11 protein-coding genes and 1 pseudogene are annotated in these 17,963 nt (G+C 40.6%); 4 read left to right on the top strand and 8 right to left on the bottom strand.

The features are described 5' to 3' along the window. A pseudogene (locus ACKLNX_RS00425) lies at positions 1 to 141 on the top strand (transposase); the annotation flags it as partial. A 233-nt stretch (positions 142 to 374) separates the two neighbouring features. Here the strand turns inward: ACKLNX_RS00425 and ACKLNX_RS00420 are convergent. The 6 genes from ACKLNX_RS00420 to ACKLNX_RS00395 all read right to left on the bottom strand — a co-directional run bounded on the left by ACKLNX_RS00420 (position 375) and on the right by ACKLNX_RS00395 (position 9,715). Then, positions 375 to 1,973 (bottom strand): GMC family oxidoreductase, encoded by a 1,599-nt coding sequence (locus ACKLNX_RS00420; RefSeq protein WP_412970820.1) that lies wholly within the window; start codon positions 1,971 to 1,973, stop codon positions 375 to 377. Positions 1,974 to 2,025: 52 nt separating this feature from the next. Then, positions 2,026 to 3,582 carry an AMP-binding protein gene (locus ACKLNX_RS00415; protein WP_412970819.1) on the bottom strand — a complete coding sequence of 519 codons (1,557 nt, stop codon included), beginning with the start codon at positions 3,580 to 3,582 and terminating at the stop codon, positions 2,026 to 2,028. Positions 3,583 to 3,599: 17 nt separating this feature from the next. Next, entirely contained in the window at positions 3,600 to 5,018 is a 1,419-nt protein-coding gene (locus tag ACKLNX_RS00410; RefSeq protein ID WP_412970818.1) for a coniferyl aldehyde dehydrogenase, read from the bottom strand. Further along, complete coding sequence (locus ACKLNX_RS00405) at positions 5,011 to 7,374, bottom strand: efflux RND transporter permease subunit (protein WP_412970817.1); 2,364 nt, start codon at positions 7,372 to 7,374, stop codon at positions 5,011 to 5,013. Before ACKLNX_RS00405 ends, ACKLNX_RS00410 begins: the two co-directional genes overlap by 8 nt. Before the next feature lie 9 nt (positions 7,375 to 7,383). Then, positions 7,384 to 8,502 carry a WD40/YVTN/BNR-like repeat-containing protein gene (locus tag ACKLNX_RS00400; RefSeq protein WP_412970816.1) on the bottom strand — a complete coding sequence of 373 codons (1,119 nt, stop codon included), beginning with the start codon at positions 8,500 to 8,502 and terminating at the stop codon, positions 7,384 to 7,386. Between the two features lie 178 nt (positions 8,503 to 8,680). Continuing rightward, on the bottom strand, positions 8,681 to 9,715 hold the full coding sequence (locus ACKLNX_RS00395) for an AraC family transcriptional regulator (protein WP_412970815.1): 1,035 nt from the start codon (positions 9,713 to 9,715) through the stop codon (positions 8,681 to 8,683). Between the two features lie 151 nt (positions 9,716 to 9,866). Between ACKLNX_RS00395 and ACKLNX_RS00390 the strand changes: the two genes are divergently transcribed. From ACKLNX_RS00390 to ACKLNX_RS00380, 3 genes are all read left to right on the top strand, one after another. Then, on the top strand, positions 9,867 to 11,699 hold the full coding sequence (locus tag ACKLNX_RS00390) for a DUF1302 domain-containing protein (protein WP_412970814.1): 1,833 nt from the start codon (positions 9,867 to 9,869) through the stop codon (positions 11,697 to 11,699). Positions 11,700 to 11,714: 15 nt separating this feature from the next. After that, complete coding sequence (locus ACKLNX_RS00385; RefSeq protein WP_412970813.1) at positions 11,715 to 13,073, top strand: DUF1329 domain-containing protein; 1,359 nt, start codon at positions 11,715 to 11,717, stop codon at positions 13,071 to 13,073. Positions 13,074 to 13,136: 63 nt separating this feature from the next. Then, on the top strand, positions 13,137 to 15,098 hold the full coding sequence (locus tag ACKLNX_RS00380; protein ID WP_412970812.1) for an alkyl/aryl-sulfatase: 1,962 nt from the start codon (positions 13,137 to 13,139) through the stop codon (positions 15,096 to 15,098). 54 nt (positions 15,099 to 15,152) lie between these two features. Here ACKLNX_RS00380 and ACKLNX_RS00375 read toward each other — a convergent pair whose 3' ends face one another. Further along, positions 15,153 to 15,995, bottom strand: coding sequence for a DODA-type extradiol aromatic ring-opening family dioxygenase (locus ACKLNX_RS00375; RefSeq protein ID WP_412970811.1), 843 nt, complete (start codon positions 15,993 to 15,995; stop codon positions 15,153 to 15,155). A gap of 236 nt (positions 15,996 to 16,231) precedes the next feature. Continuing rightward, positions 16,232 to 17,740: a transposase gene (locus tag ACKLNX_RS00370; RefSeq protein WP_412970810.1), complete on the bottom strand. Its 1,509-nt coding sequence runs from the start codon at positions 17,738 to 17,740 to the stop codon at positions 16,232 to 16,234. Positions 17,741 to 17,963: the final 223 nt, after the last annotated feature.

Below are 17,963 nucleotides of genomic sequence, written 5' to 3'. Positions count from 1 at the left end.
TATATTTATGGCTATTTGAATCGTATTCAGTCATCTCGCCGATTAGAAAAAGAAACCCATCGCAATGTAGAGCTAATGTGGTTACTTGAGCGTTTACAACCTGACTTCAAAACCATCGCAGACTTTAGAAAAGACAACGGTTTTGATTGTGCCATGGTTAATTTCCTCTTATTAAGTGAAGGTGAGCAAAATAAACAATTTTGCTCCTTAGGATGTTCACCTAAGCTAGTGCAATTCACATTCCACTTAATAAAAGGTTATTTATCAATACAATTCAATAACTTACACTACCAACAAAAAGCACAATGGCGGTTTTTTGAAAAATTAACAAATTAAGTATGAAATGTTTTCATGGCAAGAGATCTGCCTTAAGGCTAATTTACCATTGCATCGGCAATTTTTTCGGCAATAGCCATTGTTGGCGCATTCGTATTACCACTAATAAGTGTTGGCATAATTGAGGCATCAACGACTCGCAACGAGTCAATCCCGTGTACCTTTAACTCTTTATCAACCACCGCAAGGTCATCTTGACCCATTTTACATGTGCCAACTGGGTGATATACCAAACCTAATCTTTCTTTCGCTTTTGCAAAAATGCTTTCATCAGATTCATTTTCAATGCTTGGATGCATTTCGCTCAAACGGTGTTCGTCAAATGAAGGTGCGGCCATAATTTTTCTTAACTGACGAATACCATCTACAATGACTCTCCTATCTTTGCCTTGCTCATCTGAAAAAAAGTTAAAATCGATAATAGGTTCATCTTTATAGCTTTTTGATTTTAGTTTTATGCTTCCACGACTTTCTGGACGTAACACACACACATGACAAGAATAACCATGTTCATTCATTAGTTTTAAGTCTCTACCGTTATCGTCGTATAGCAAGGGCACCATATGTAATTGAATATCAGGCCTATCAATTTCGTTTGAAGATTTTAAAAACCCACCAGCCTCAAGCATACTGTTTGCAAGCTTTCCTTCTTTTTTAAATGCGTACTTTATAAGATGTGGGAACATACTCACAAGACCAGACAAAGATGCGGTAAAACCATCTCGTTTCTTACTACGCACCAAAACACAGGCATCAACATGATCTTGTAAATTTTTACCAACGCCAGGTAAGTGCTTAGCAACGGGAATATTGTGTGCTTGAAGCTCTTCCCTGTCGCCAATTCCAGAAAGCATAAGGATTTGCGGTGACTGAATGGCACCGGCACTTAAAATTACCTCTTTGTTTGCCATAATTGTGTGAGTTTGCTTATTCATTTCAAACTCAACACCCACTGCTTTGTTATTTTCAATCAGTATACGTTTTACTATAGCACCCGTTTTAACCTGCAAATTCGGTCTATCCATCACAGGAAATAAATATGCTTTTGCTGCGCTGCAACGTTTACCATCTTTTATTGTGCACTGATAGTAGCCTACACCTTCCTGATCATAACCATTAAAATCTTCATTATACTTAAAACCAGCTTCCCTACTCGCCTCAATAAAACGCTTACTAATTTCATAATAAATAGGACGCGTTGACACGTTGAGTGGTCCACCTTGACCGTGCAAGTCATTTGAGAAGTCTTCGTTATTCTCAGATTTTTTAAAATACGGTAGAATATCTTTAAAAGCCCAGCCCTCATTACCAAGCGATGCCCAGTGATCATAGTCTTGTGCCTGACCTCGGATATATAACATGGCATTTGTTGCCGAACTACCACCTAGTCCCTTGCCACGCGGAACGAACATTTCATCACCTTTGCGAATATCGGGCTTTGAGGTTGAATTAAAGCTCCAATTATATTTTTTCAAAAACATAAAGGCAGCAAATGCGCCAGGGGTGTTTACTAACAGGCTTTTGTTATCACTACCGGCTTCTAATACGCAAACACTGTGTTGAGAATTTGCAGATAGCCTGTTAGCCATAACGCAACCAGCTGAGCCCGCACCAATTATTACATAATCAAAATTCATAAAGATTCCTTACACTGACATACACCAACAAAACTAAGCATAATGTGTGGCGTCATTTACGTAATTCACGACGCAATATCTTACCAACTGTTGATTTTGGCAATTCTTCCAAAATAACGACTTTTTTAGGCACTTTATAGCCCGTCAAATACTCTCTACAATAACTAATCAATTCTTGTTCACTAACAGGCTTAGATACCGTTATATATGCACATACTTTTTCTCCAGAGTGCTCACATGGCTCACCAATAACGGCTGCTTCGAGTACATTTGGGTGTTGAGTAATTATTTGTTCTACTTCATTTGGGTAAACATTAAAGCCTGACACCACCACCATATCTTTTAAACGGTCGACAATTTTTATGTGGCCCGATTCTAGCTCTAAACCTATATCACCGGTTTTGAAAAAACCGTCAGATGTCATTGCTTTCTTTGTTTCATCTTCTCGTTTCCAATACCCCAACATCACCTGAGGACCACTGGCAATTAGTTCGCCTTCTTCGCCTTTTTTGACCTCATTTCCCTGAGAGTCAACAAATTTTATAATCGTGTCGGGAAGTGGTTTCCCAACCGTACCCAAAACCTCTTTCCCAGGCTCATTTATACTTAAAACAGGTGATGTTTCAGACAAACCGTAGCCCTCAGAAATAGAACAACCCGTTACTTGTCTCCAAATATCGGCAGCCGACGAGGTGAGTGCTGTCCCACCTGATATCGTCATTTTCAATTGAGAAAAATCAAGGGCTTTAAAATCAGGGTGACTACACAGGCCTATAAATAGAGTATTCAAACCCGCAAAGCCAGTGAATTGGAATGGCTTAATGGCCTGTATAAATCCTTCAATATCCCTCGGGTTAGGAATTAATATGTTCATATTGCCATTGCAAGCAAACATAACCATATTCACTGTAAATGCGTAAATATGATAAAGCGGTAATGGACAGACAAAAATCTCACCACCTACTTTCGGGTCAAGCTTCAATCGAGAAAATGTTTGTCGCGCATTACTTATAATATTCCCGTTTGACAACATCGCTCCTTTTGAAACACCTGTTGTTCCGCCGGTATATTGCAACGCACATACGTCATTTAGAGACTGATTTTGTCGTGCTTCTAATGTTCCTGTCGAGTCATCACTCATAATATCAATCAATCGAAGCGCACCTTTTGGCGCTTCTGATGATTTTTCGGGAGCAATGAGATCTGTTGCATGTGTCACAATCACCTGCTCAATATCGGTTTGCGACAGAATTGCTTCTAATTTTGGATATAAGTCAGCCAAAATGATTATTGCTTTAGCTCCAGAATCAGAAAACTGATGCTGCATTTCGCGGGTGGTATAGAGTGGGTTGGTATTTACCAAAACAAGGCCTGCGCGTAAGGCGCCATATGCTGCAATTGGGTATTGGATTATATTTGGTAATTGTATCGCAATTCTATCACCAGCATTTAAACCAGATTGTTGCTGTAACCAAACCGCTAAAGCTTGTGATTTTTGGTCTATTTGCGCGAAAGTAAGGGTTTGCCCTAAGCAATGAAAGGCAGGTTTGTTAGCATGTGTTATAAGCCCTTCTTCAATTAAATCCGCTAAGCTATTTATTGTTGTCATTTTTAGCACCTCGTCGTTTATCTGATAAATAATTTATATACAAGTTTGTGTACTGCTTTTCCATAGGGAGGAAAAAGCAGGTGAGCGAAGGATAATTTTCCGCGTTTTAAGATTGATTTGGCATGCGAAAAACGAACAAAGCCTTCTTCTCCATGATAGTTCCCCATACCTGAAGCACCAACACCACCAAAAGGTAGATCTTCATTCGCTACATGAAAAGCTGCGTCATTAATGCATACTCCACCGGCGATAGTTTCTTTTAATATACGTGTTTGAAGGTCTTTATCGAAACTATAAATATACAACGAGAGTGGACGCGGATTAGCGCTAACATAAGCAATGACCTCACTCATGTCTTTATATTCTTTAATCGGTAACAAGGGACCAAATATCTCTTCTTGCATGATTTTCATATTGTCGTTTACGTTGGTAACAACCGTTAACGGAATTTTTCGCTTGCTTGTTTCAATATTTTCTTGCACTAAGGGAATAATGTTTGCCCCCTTTTCCTTTGCGTCTTCTAATAAACCTTGAATTCTCTCGTATTGGCGCTGATTAACAATATTGGTGTAGTCGTCATTGGTTTGTACTGTTGGAAACATTGTATTGAAGCGCAATCGTATTTCATCGATTAATGCTTGTTGCTTCCCTTCAGGGCAAAAGAGATAATCGGGGGCCACACAGGTTTGCCCACAATTTAAGGTTTTCCCAAAGATAAAACGCTCAACGGCGGTTTTGATGGGCACGTCGTCAGCGATAATAGCTGGTGATTTTCCTCCCAACTCTAGGGTAACGGGAACGAGATTTTTAGCAGCGGCTTGCATTACTAATTTGCCAACTTGTGTCGATCCCGTAAAAAACAAATGATCAAAGCTTAACGATGAAAACGCTGCGGCCATATCGGCTTCGCCACCAATAACCGCAACTTCATCTAAGGGAAATTCTTGCGCAATGAGTTTGGCTAACAATTCGTTGGTATTGGGCGTAAATTCTGACATTTTAAGCATGGCCCGATTACCAGCCGCCAGCGCAGTGGTTAAGGGTCCCAAAGACAAAAAGAGTGGGTAATTCCAAGGTACGATAATGCCAATAATTCCAAGAGGCTGATGCATTACATGGCCACTAGCAGGCTGAAATAAAATACCTATATGCTTACGCTTAGGTTTCATCCATTTTTTTAAACGATCTATGCTGTAGTTAATACCCGAAACAGAAGTAAGTATGTCGCCTATAAGAGAATCGTCATTACTTCGGTGACCAAAATCTTGGCATAAGCTTTGTACTAAAGCACCCTGATTTTGTAAAACCAAATTTTTCAAACGCTTTAGCTTGTCAATTCTATCTTTGTAATCAGGATAAGGTTGAGCGGAAAAGGCCGCACGCTGCTGTTCTAAAATTGATGCAAGTGTAGATATTTCGGTAATTAAATTAGACATGGCTGGCCTCTTTTGCTGGTTTTTTTTGTTTATCATTACTCGCTCCAATTCTTAAAAGCCAAGCAATAGCCGGAATTAAGGTAAGCGCCCCCACCATGTTCAATAGAAACATAAAGGTTAATAACAAGCCCATATCTGCTTGAAACTTAATTGGAGAAAATACCCATGTTGCTACGCCTATTGCTAGTGTTATCCCAGTAAACGCGACTGCTTTACCAGTTTGTTTGAGTGCGTATAAATAACTTTCATACAATGATTTTTGAAGCGCTAATGCTTCACGCGTTTTACTGAAAATATAAATACCATAATCAACACCTATGCCAACACCCAACGCTATCACCGGAAGCGTGGCGACTTTTACGCCAATTCCTAGATAGGCCATTAATGCTTGACTTAGCAACGAGGTGAGCATTAACGGGATGATAATTGCAATGACTATTCGTACTGACCTAAAGGTTATTAAACATAAGGCAATAACCACAGAGTAAACCCACACTAACATCTCAATTTGAGCGTCTTCAATTACTATGTTAGTTACTGCCTCAACTCCTGCATTACCAGCAGCAAGTAAAAATTCAACGTCACCCGAATCATTGTCAGCTTTGAACTGTTCTACTGTTGCTACCACTTTATTGAGTGTGTCGGCTTTATGGTCGTCTAAAAATACGAGAATAGGGGCCATAGAACAATCTTGGTTAATTAGGCCTGGGGGTGTTTTTGCAACAGAGGCGTTAATCATAAATTGATTTCGATTGAGTCCAAACCACTTTAATGAACCTTCGTTCATACCAAACATACCAAACTTCGAGACATTAACCACTGATTTGACATCCTGTACGCCATGAATATTTTTTAATTCCCACTGCAACTTATCAACCCAAATTAGGTTGTTATAGCTTATGCAGGTGTCGGGAGTTGTTTTTGCCATAACAACAAATACATCGGTACTGGTGCTGTAATTGGCAACTACATAGGCGTTATCAAGGTTGTAGCGTGAATCTGGACGCAATTCAGGTGCACCAGCATCTAAATCACCAATTTTTAAAAATTGAGAATAATAAAGACCTAAGACACAAAGCAGAAGCGCTACAACTAAGGCCGTTTTTGCCATCGCTGGGCGCGCAAAACGAGCGATTATCGTAAACATTTTGTTAGATTCGGATGTTGCCGTTTGATTTCTTTCGTTTTTCTTTGCTGACACACCAATAAAACTAATTACGATTGGTATTGCAACTAAGTTGGTAATTATAATAACCGCTACCCCAATACTTGCAGCAATAGCCAATTCTCTTATTACACCTATGTCGATTACCATGAGTGTAGTGAAACCGATCGCATCGCTTGCCAAGGCCGTGATACCAGCCAAATATAAAGATCGAAACGCAAGTTTGGATGCCGTAAGCTTGTCTTCTCCAGCGCCAACCTGTTGAATAATGGCAGTAATAATTTGCACACCATGGCTAACACCAATGGCAAATACCAAAAATGGTACAAGCATACTATATGGATTTACGCCGTATCCAAGAAGGTTTAATATTCCTAATTGACTAATAACCGCAAGTATCGAAAACACCAAAACAATCAGGGTGCTGCGGATACATCTGGAATACAAATACAGCAGTAAAAAGGTTATTAACACAGCCAACGCAAAGAAAATAACAACTTCGACCGCACCTTCAATCAAATCACCAACCACTTTCGCAAAGCCCACGATACGAATATTGATTGTATCACTATCATATTTGTTGCGAATATCGCGTTCCAATGTTTCTGATAAAGCTCTGTAGTCCAATGGAAGCCCTGTTTCAGGATTTTTATCTTGTAAAGGAGCCAAAACAATTGCTGATTTAAAGTCATTGCCAACCAATACGCCTACTTGACCAGATTTAAAAACATTGGTTTTTAGTTGGTCAAGCATTGCCGACGAACCATCGTAACCATCAGGCACAACAGCGCCACCAACAAAACCTTCCTCAGTAACTTCTTGCCAGCGTACACTTGGCGTCCAAAGGCTTTTTAAACTATTGCGGTTTACACCTGGAATGAAAAATACATCATCGGTCACCTGTTTAAGAATTTCTTGAAACTCTTGAGTAAAAATATCATCCTCTTCGGTTTCTACAACAACACGAATAACATTACCTAAATCAGCTAATTCACTCTGGTAAGCTTTATAGTTATTAATAAATTCATGATTGCCAGGCACCATTTTGCTGAAACTTGCTTCGGGTTTAACCTGCATTGCTTCGGTCGCTAGAAATGCGAATATGATTGCCAATAAAGCTAATATGGGCACTCGAAAGGAGAAAATAAATTTTTCAAAAAACCGTTCTGTTAAAAATTGCGTGTTAGACATATTGATTCCTTATTTCCCTAAGTTCCATCTAGTAATACCCTGTTGTCCAACCAACACTAGCTGTTTATTGCCTTCGAGCGTGACTGCAGAAAAAGTAGCACCCGATGGATGCTTATATATTGTTTGCTGGTTTGGCTTATCAAGGGGAAAACTAAGCACAAGGCCACCGTGCCCAACTAAGTAGGCTATGCCTTTGTCGCTAACGGTACCGCCTAAGAATGAGCTTGAAAGCTTCTTTTCTATCAAGCGCCAGTTGAGCCCACTATCGTTTGAAACGGCAAAGTGTCCTTGCAATCCGAAAGCAATTAAGTGTTTAGAGTTTTGTGACGCTATAACACCAAAGAAACTTCCATGGTAAGGCAGTTCCATGCTTTCCCAAGTGTTTCCATTATCGCTTGAACGAGCTGCTACCGCATTTTCACCAACAATGTACAAGGCACCATCTACATCTTTGACTATCGAATTTAGATGAAATTTATCAATATTGTCTATTTTATTGCTTACTAAATCCCACGTTAGTCCCTCATCTTTACTGCGTAGCAAAACACCGTACGCGCCGGTCACAAATACATCCCCGTTGTCAGCCGTTATTACTGACAATAGTGGTTTATTTGGTCCTGTATCTAATTCGGTTTGAGCGTCTTTGTGTGCATATTCTAAATCTTCTAAACGATATTCTTCTTCATATCGATCAGCATCTTCGGGTAGGTCTTGCAAACGAGCTTCTTGTGCTAGTATTTGTTTAGCTAACGAACTAATCACTAGCTTTGTCAAATCGTAACCATCGAACACTTTAGTCCATTTTTTTGTATTTTGATTAAACAGTAAGATCGCTGCATCGTGGCCAACTGCCACAAAGTTACCATTTTTTAGCTGGGTAACATCGGTAATGGTCACACTCACTGGGACAGAGAATTGGGACCACTTATTAGGGTTTTCCCACTCGATAATATGCCCACGCTCCCCAACTGCAATCAAACTTTCATTATGTTGCATAATATTGAGCAAAATGCTTTCACTAGCTAGCTGACTTTTTATCGCATGCTCGTTTAATAGTTCTAGTTTATCTGCGGCTAAACAAACTGTGCCATATGTGAGTGCAGCACACGCAAGTAGTATTTTTTTCAAAGGATAATCCAACTACACTAAAGTTTAAGTAACACAAATTTAACAAATAAATAGATTATGTCTTGTTTTTACATGCCAAATGCTTATCTTAACGAGCACATTTGTGTAGAACCGCTGTGTAAAGGAAGGGAGTAATTGAATACCTAAGGTGTGAGAAATTATCTTAAGGCAACTAAAATTAGTGTTCACCACCGTCTAGGTTTCGGTATTCGCTGGGGGTTTTGTTTGTCCAACGTTTAAAGGCTCGGTTGAAATTACTGACACTCGAAAAGCCAACTAAGTATCCTATTTCGCTAAACGCAATATGTTGCTGACGAATATAGTCCAAAGCCAATTTTTTTCTAGTGTTATCTAATAGTTCTTTGTAATTTGTGTTTTTGCCAGCTAGCTTGCGCTGCAAGCTTCGTAAGCTCATGCCTAAATGTTTGGCAATGTCATTTTGAGACGGTGCACCCATGGGCAAATCTTCATAGATTTTGCTTTTTATCAAATAAATTAAATCCCCCTTATCTATTCTATTTAATAATTCATCTAGCACTTTTTCATGCATTTGAGAGATTAACGCATTTCCTACCATTAACTTTGTGTCTGCCACTTCGCGGCTAAAAGTAAGCGAATTACTTTTACATTCGTACTCAACGTTGCAACAAAAAAACGATGATAAATAATCCTCTTGTCCAGGCGGAGGGTTTTTAGCCGTTAATTTTACTAAAATGGGCGATATTCGACTGCCAACAAGTTCTCTTGAGAAAGTGACAATAGTGGCTAAAAATGTTTCAACCAAACAGGCCTCAAGAACAGGTCTATTTGAATCAGGGTAGTTGGCAATCTGCATTTCAAATAATAAAGATTGACTACTTTCACTGACGTTTATTGTGCAGGTATTTGATACAACGCGTTTATATCTTGCAAGGCGCTCCAAAGCATCGTGCAAAGAAAATGAAGACATCATTGCATACCCTAAAGCATGAAACATTGATGGGTGAAAGTTTTTTGCAATCTCTATTGAAAAATCATGACGTCCCAATTTTTGATTACAATAATGCACCAAACGAGCTAATTCATCGGCTGCGAGTCGAGATTCTAAATTATTAAGTTCAATTAACGAAATTCCACAGTTTTTACATTCACTTTCAAAGTCTAAGTTATTACTTTGCATTGCCCTAGAAAATGGGATCAAAAAACCGCTAAGTGCTGAGTAATAATTGGGCAAACTGGAAGCCTATATAAATTGACGATTTAAATTATTATATGCTTTTTGCATGAAATGACAATTAATTGGCACAAATTGCTTATCACTTTCCTTTATTTAAATATACGTTGTAGTTGTAAACAAACTGTAAAATCAGTATTGAGGAAGCCCTGTGAATATAAAATTAAAGAAAACCCTACTCGCGTCGCTGATATGCAGCACGTTTTTAACTGGCAATGCATACAGCTCAGATTTCTATTTTGGAGAAAACCAAGACTATCATCTGCAAATTACCTCACAACTAACAATAGGTGCTAGTTGGCGTTTGAAAGATCCCAACGAACGTTTTGTTGGTGCATTAAACGGTGGAATAGGCGCAACGACAACCACCGATGACGGCAACCTAAATTTCAAAAAAAATGAGACCTTCTCAAAAATCATCAAAGGTGTACATGATATTCAATTGTCAAAAGACAATTGGGGCTTATTTGCTCGCGTCAAATATTGGTACGATAAAGAATTGAAAGATGAATCACGAGCTCATGGGCATTCCCCAAATGATTATACACCAGGGGCGCCTTTAAACGATGACAACTTTGCTGATTTTGCGAAATTCTCTGGCATAGAGCTAATGGATGCGTACTTTTATACCAATTTTGATATTGGTGATGCTCCTGTCGAATTTAGATTGGGTAGACAAGTTATTAGCTGGGGCGAGAGCACTTTTATACAAGGCGGGTTAAACTCTACTAACCCATTTGACGTGAATGCATTGCGGCGCCCTGGCGCGGAACTGAAAGAAGGCCTCTTACCTGTTGGTATGGCCTACATTAATTCGGGCATAACAGAAAACTTAAACTTAGAGCTATTTTATCAGTATGAATGGGAAAAAACCCAAATTGATGGCTGTGGTACCTACTTTTCTGGTGCAGACTTTGCGGCTGATGGTTGTTTTGCGGTAACAATTGCCGTTCCCGATCAACAAGCTTTGCAAGGTGGTTTCTTCGCACAGCGTTATGCCGATGATGAAGCTGAGGACGGTAACCAATTTGGTTTGGCATTACGTTACTATGCCGCAGAGCTGAACGACACTGAGTTTGGTTTATACTATATGAATATTCATTCGCGTTTACCGCTAATTAATGCAATACGCACTAAAACACTTTCCGTTCCTGGCGTAACGAGTGTATTTGTGCCAGCAGCCTTAGATCCAACAGGCGGCGTGTTATCAGCACTCAACCCTCAATATAGAATTGTGTTCCCAGAAGATCTCAAATACTTTGGCGCTAGCTTTGCCACGAACCTTGGCGGAGTTGCCGTATCTGGAGAAGTATCTTACAAACCCGATACGCCTGTTCAAATTAGTGGTCCAGAATTACTCAATGGTGTGCTCTCAGAACAACCTTTCTTCCGCTATACTTCGCGAATAGCAGAAGTGGGTTATGGAGAGGAAGTTTTAGGTTATGACGAGCTCGATGTAACGCAGATTCAAGTTACAGCTTTGCAGTTCTTTGAGCGCGTTTTAGGTGCATCTAGACTTACCGTTATCGCTGAAGCTGGAATGATTTTAACCGATGGTGCTGAAGATTCAGACCAAAAATATGGTCGAAACTCTGTATTTGGTTTGGGTGACTTTGATGTTGGTAACGGTATTAATTGTACTAACCTTGTTGCAGCAGGTGCAATAGGCGGCGATTGTGCTCAAGATGGTTTTGTCACTGATACCGCTTGGGGTTATAGAATACGCGGCGTACTAGACTACCAGAACGTAATTGGTGGTATTAGTTTAAAACCAACTATCGATTGGCAACACGATGTAGACGGGTACTCGCCTGATCCTGGCCAACAATTCCACGAAGGGAAAAAGTCTTTCGGCGTATCGCTTGAGGCTCTTTACCAACAAAAATACAGCATGACCATTGGGTATCGAGCGTTTAGCGGCGGTAGTCATAACATATTAGAAGACAAAGACTTTATGTCTCTAAATTTCGGCATTTCATATTAATTAAGGAGTCATAACATGAAAAATAAATTACTTATTGTAGGTACATTATCTTTGTCATTTCTTTCAGCGTCGGTAATGGCAAAGGTGACTCCTGAAGAGGCAGCAAAACTGGGTACAACACTCACACCTTTAGGGGCAGAAATGCAAGGGAATGAAGCTGGTACAATTCCAGCTTGGACAGGGGGTTTGAATTCAAAAAGTGGACTAAAAAGCAAAGATCCAGGGCGTCCTGATAATCCATTTTCCGATGACAAGCCCAAATTCATCATCGACAGTAGTAATGTAGACGAGTACAAAGATAATTTGAGTGCTGGCCAAATTGCTATGTTTAAGAAATACCCTAGTTACAAAATGCCAGTTTATGAAACCCGTCGAACGGCTGCTTATCCAGATAAAATGTATGATCTTGTTGCAAAAAATGCGGTAACAGCAGAATTAGTTCAAGGTGGAAACGGCCTAAGTGGTTTTGACACAACCATTCCATTTCCTATTCCGTCAAATGCGCTAGAAATCATTTGGAATCATATTACGCGCTATCGTGGGGGCTCGGCTGAACGCATGTTTTCTGCTATACCGGTTCAAAGTGACGGTAGTTTTGTTGAAGTGAAACTCAATGACCAACTTGTTTGGCCTGAGTTTTTATCTTCTGGGCGAGAGGCAGAAGACGATAATGTGTTGTTCTACTACCTGCAAGTTATTACATCCCCAGCCCGATTAACCGGTACCGCTTTGCTTGTACACGACACCATAGACCAAGTTAAAGAGGCTCGCCGAGCATGGGTGTACAATGCAGGTCAGCGAAGAGTTCGTCGTGCTCCTAACGTAGCATACGATGGTCCAGCGGCTGGTACCGATGGTCTAAGAACCACCGACAACTATGACATGTATAACGGTGCACCAGATCGCTACACGTGGAAGCTATTAGGGAAAAAAGAAGTATACATGCCCTACAATTCTTATTCATTACTGGACACCAGCGCAAGCTACAAAGACATTGTTAAAGAGGGCCATTTAAACCCCGATTTTTTACGTTATGAATTACATAGAGCTTGGGTAGTTGAAGCAACAGTAAAAGATGACGCAAGACATATCTATGCAAAACGCGTCTTTTATATTGATGAAGACACGTGGGGTGCATCGATTATTGATCATTATGACGGGCGTGGCGATTTATGGCGCATCTCAGAAGCAAACAACATAATGTTTTATGATGTAGATACGCCGTGGATGGTTGCAGAAACACTTTATGACCTTAATTCAGGACGCTACTTGGTGACTGGTTTAGCGAATGAGGAACCACGCTTTATGACGTGGGGGAAAAAAGCCGACCGTCGAGATTTCTCTTCATCAGCACTTCGTCGTTTAGGCCGCTAAACGTCTAGTAAAACAATATTATATGGCTCCTATTTTGGAGCCATGCTACATTGAGGCAAACCAATGAAAATTCTTAAGCTAATAATTATTTTGACCGCCTGTCACAGTGTTCATGTAGGCGCAAACGAGCGTGACACTAAACCAGCTTCTCTTGCTACCTTAAAGCATCAACAAACAATAAAAGAAGCCCTGCCATTTTCAAATAAGAAAGATTTCGAGCTGGCCGAAAAAGGCCTAATTAAACGCCCTAAAAAAGTTGAAATTAAAGATAACTCAGGAAAAGTCGTTTGGGAACTTGGTAATTATGATTTTCTTTTTGCTGAAAATTATCACGATAGTATTAACCCTTCTTTAGAGCGCCAAGCTCGTTTAAATATGCAATACGGCTTATTTGAGGTGAGTGAACGCATCTATCAAGTTCGTGGCTACGATTTAGCTAACATGACCTTTATTAAAGGCAACACGGGTTGGATTGTATTCGATTCATTAGTTACCCCAGCCACTGCAAAGGCTGCTTTTGCTTTAGTTACACAAGAATTAGGTGAATTTCCAATAAAGGCGGTTGTTTATAGTCATGCGCATGCCGACCACTTTGGCGGCGTTACTGGTATTATTTCACAAGAGCAAGTTGAACGTGGTGAGGTGCAAGTACTCGCACCTCGCGACTTTATGGAACATGCCATAAAAGAAAACGTGCTAGCCGGTAACGCAATGACACGTAGAGCAAGCTATCAATATGGCAATGTGTTAGAAAAATCAGAATTTGGTTTAGTAGACGCAGCGATAGGAAAAGGCTTATCAAGCGGATTAATTGGCCTTGTTGCTCCTTCTCGTATTATTGAAGACGATGAGGAAACAGTGGTAATTGATGGTATTGAGATGGTGTTTCAAAACACACCTGACACAGAGTCTCCGTCAGAAATGAACACCTACTTTCCACAATTTAAAGCCTTATGGACCGCTGAGAATGTAATTGGTGCCATGCACAATATATATACTCTACGTGGCGCGGCAGTGAGAGACGCGCAAGGGTGGAGTAAGTACATCAATCAACTAATCCACAACTATGCAAAAAATGCTGAGGTAATGTTTGCTTCACACAGTTGGCCCCGATGGGGTAATGAGTACCTGTTACAGGTACTTGAAAAGCAACGTGATTTATATGGTTATTTACATGACAAAACACTCAACTTAGCTAACAAAGGTGTAACAATTAATGAAATACACAATGAGCTTGAAGTACCTGATGTGCTAGCTCATGAATGGTATAACAGAGGGTACCACGGCTCATATTCACACAATGTTCGAGGCGTATTAAATAGGTATCTAGGTTTCTTTGATATGAACCCAGCTAATCTTAACAAGCTCAGTCCTGCCGACTCTGCTCCTAAATATGTCGCCGCTATGGGTGGGCCTCAAAAAATTATCGATTTAGCGCAAAAAGCGCATGATGAGGGTGACTATCGCTGGGCTGCCGAATTGTTAGATAAGCTTATTTTCGCACAGCCTCAGCACGAGAAAGCTCGACTATTACAAGCCAATATTTTTGAACAAATGGGCTATCAGGCTGAAAGTGCGGGGTGGCGTAATACTTATTTAACGGGTGCATATGAGTTAAGACATGGTCTACCAGATAAAATTGATGCCACAAAAGTGGGGCCGGATATTATTGCAGCAATGAGCTCTGAATTAATATTTGATTATTTGGGTGTACGTTTAGATACAAAAAAAGCACTTGGAAAACATCTAAAGATAAATATTAGTTTCCCTGACAACCGTGAATCATTTTTTCTAGAATTAAAAAATGCACATCTCAATAATATTGAGGGGATTAAAGCAGAAAACGCGCATGTATCTGTTGTAATGAATAGGAGTGATCTAAATTTAATGTTAATTAAAGCAAAGTCGTTTCCAGAATTGGTGGAAAGTGGGGCGATCGCATTTGAGGGAGATATCAAAGCCTTTGCATCGATACTGCAAATGCTAGAAGACTTTCCATTTTGGTTTAATATTTCTACCCCCTAGTAAAACGTATAGTCGAACAAAACCTAGGGCATAGTTGACTTTGCCCTAGATTCGCTACTTAAACATAAAAGCCGACACCTGATTGGTATATATTTGTTCAGAATACACTTTACGACCCCGCTCTTTACGTGCCGTCCCAGCTACAACCATTAAAGGAATGAGGTGCTCTTCGCTGCCTAATGGGTGGCTGTCAAGGGCGCTTGGGGCTTCATACCATAATGCCAGTTCAGCTTTCATCTTGGGAATAGACGCTTCTACTGTCGTCGTTAGCCAAGTATCAAATTCTTTCGAGGCTGCACTATATTTAGAATTACCATAAGCGGCCATGTTATGAAAACTCATTCCGCTACCCACTATTAGTATTCCCTCCTCCCTCAAATGAGCTAGCGCTTGGCCAGCCTTAATGTGAGCTTGAGGATTGAGATCATTTCGCAAAGAAAGTTGTACGACGGGAATATCGGCCTTAGGAAACATCAACATTAATGGAATAAACATACCGTGGTCAAAGCCTCTGATGGCGTCTTCTTGACTACTTAAGCCCGCAGTTCTGAGTAACGAAACAATACGTTTGGCCAATGCCGGTGCGCCCTTAGCGGGATATTTCAATTTATAAGTGTGCTCTGGAAAACCATAGTAGTCATAAATTAAAGCAGGTTCAGGGTTTGTGGTAACACTAAAATTTGCTTCTTGCCAATGTGCACTAATTAGCAAAATGGCTTTTGGGTGCTCTGGTAAACGTGTATCAATGCTTTTTAAAAAAGCCTCCATTCCGTTCCAAAGATTGCTTGGTTCCCAATCCATGAAGAAACACGGGCCACCACCATGAGGGATATAAAACGCGGGTTGGGAGCTTGGCTTGTCAAAATTTGTATTTATTGAAGATGTTGTTTCGTTCATTGGCTATTATTTCCAGGAGTATAAGGCGGATTAAAGCTATTTGCTACCCCCTGTGACAGCTGTCTTTATGACTAGATTGGTTTGTTGAAATATCGAATTGTGGGAGTGTTTTATGGCGTGTTAGTTTAGCATTTCATGCGTAGACAGGCCTTTGGTAAAGGACATGAGGAATTGAAGCGCGAATAGCCCCACCATTTACTAGTGTTTTTCTTTACTCTTGCAACAGTAAATGGAGCCTACGCCCCAAAATTGAAGTCACGTTGAATAGTGAAATCGTTTCCGTATTGTTCATCAGGTGGCGCACGCAAATGTGGCAACAGTTTTGTTTGTTTAGAAGTTGGGTACTTTTTATCTAAATGCTTCAGTATTTTTTGAATAATGTGGATATCTATTATGCAAGCGATGATGCTTACATTGTGTTTTTCACATTTTTCGCATTCAGTGATGTCAATATTGAATACTCGCCTTAAGCGCTGGGCCCACGTCATAGCTCGCGCATGGTAAGGTTTATCCGAATGTCCGTCCTCTATATTGACGAGTCTAGGGCTGTTCTTACCGCGTTGTGATGCAGTGACTTGTGCACGAAGATTGCTGTTAGGGGCGAATACGCCGAAAAATCGGGTGAGGTTAAGTCTTGGCGGCGGAATGAGAGCGGCTAGTATGCCAATAAAGTCGATAGGGTCAAAGAACACGTGTGTAGTACCATCTCTATAAGGCGTCTTCAATTCATAGCGCACCTTTCCATGGTCAGTCATACTTAAACGTTGCTCACTAATAGCTGGGCGACTGATGTAGCGGCATAACCTTTCTAACTTATCTGGCTCATCGGCATTAGCGAAGACCCCTGCATGTAAGGAAAAGCCGGAGGTGTTAGCCAACTGACCATATTCACCGTCACTGCTTGCAGGGAGTGTATGTAGTGTAAACACCTTTTGCCCTTGTTGAGGACCCATCGCTATGCGATAGCTGACGGAAGCACCTTGCAAATGGAGGAGGCTATCTTCATCATCAACAGGCAAGTTGAGAAAACTGTTTTCCATATCACGCTCAACCAAACCTACTTTCTCAAGATATAGAGCGATGCGATGACTGATGGTGTGAACTAGTTCGACCATGTCGCTATGAGAAGGTGCTTTAATGCGGGTAAATGTCGTGCCACCCCATGGATTTTCGCTAATCACGCCTTCTAAGAACAACATGTGGAAATGGATATTTAGATTAAGGGCGCTACCAAATCGCTGAATCAGGGTAACTGCCCCAGTTTTCGCTTGTCTGTTGGTAAAGCCTGCTTTGTTCACAATGTGCGTGGAAATGGCGCGGTGAATGATTTGCATCACTTTGCTCAGTTCACTTGGGTACCTTGCTAGAAGCAATCGAAGCGGAATGGGTAAACTCAATACCCACTGGCGAATTGGATAACCAAGTAATACATCATCTACAAGAAGCGCTGCACTTTCTGCCATTCTTCTGGCTCCGCAGCTAGGACAGAAACCTCTGCGTTTACAGCTAAAAGCGACTAACTTCTCATGCTTGCAGTCGCCACATACCACGCGTAAAAAGCCGTGCTCTAGTCGACCACAACGCAAGAACTCATCAAACTCACGCTCAACATATTTGGGTAAATACTTACCTTGGTCAGCTAAATTGGCGTTAAACTCTGGGTAGTAACGTTCAACCAATTGATAGAGTAACGTTGTTTCTGGTCGATGGCGTTTATATATTTCACTTTGTTGTGTTGCCAGCACATTCGTTCATCCCTAAATGGTGTACTGACAAGTGTGGCAAAAACACGCTCAATTTACGACTGGCTGAACGTCCGGTTCACGCCCAGCCTGTGTGAAAACTCCGTTTTGATCACCTTTTGAACTAAGTAGGCTGTTCTTATGATCAAACAGTCTTAGCAGCCGATCCAAGTTCACCATGGTATTTAGTATAATAAAGCGGTAAGCCAAAGCAGGAGATTACCGC

The organism is Glaciecola sp. MF2-115 (assembly GCF_047250385.1).
In the GTDB taxonomy this organism is placed as follows: domain Bacteria; phylum Pseudomonadota; class Gammaproteobacteria; order Enterobacterales; family Alteromonadaceae; genus Glaciecola.
Note: the sequence above shows the minus strand (reverse complement) of the source record. Positions and strands in the feature narration are given on the sequence as shown.

What these genes read in the sequence shown, in the direction of transcription:
- ACKLNX_RS00415 (WP_412970819.1), bottom strand. Translation starts at nt 3,582, where the DNA reads ATGACAACAATAAATAGCTTAGCGGATTTAATTGAAGAAGGGCTTATA.
- ACKLNX_RS00375 (WP_412970811.1), bottom strand. Translation starts at nt 15,995, where the DNA reads ATGAACGAAACAACATCTTCAATAAATACAAATTTTGACAAGCCAAGC.
- ACKLNX_RS00410 (WP_412970818.1), bottom strand. Translation starts at nt 5,018, where the DNA reads ATGTCTAATTTAATTACCGAAATATCTACACTTGCATCAATTTTAGAA.
- ACKLNX_RS00385 (WP_412970813.1), top strand. Translation starts at nt 11,715, where the DNA reads ATGAAAAATAAATTACTTATTGTAGGTACATTATCTTTGTCATTTCTT.
- ACKLNX_RS00405 (WP_412970817.1), bottom strand. Translation starts at nt 7,374, where the DNA reads ATGTCTAACACGCAATTTTTAACAGAACGGTTTTTTGAAAAATTTATT.
- ACKLNX_RS00420 (WP_412970820.1), bottom strand. Translation starts at nt 1,973, where the DNA reads ATGAATTTTGATTATGTAATAATTGGTGCGGGCTCAGCTGGTTGCGTT.
- ACKLNX_RS00380 (WP_412970812.1), top strand. Translation starts at nt 13,137, where the DNA reads ATGAAAATTCTTAAGCTAATAATTATTTTGACCGCCTGTCACAGTGTT.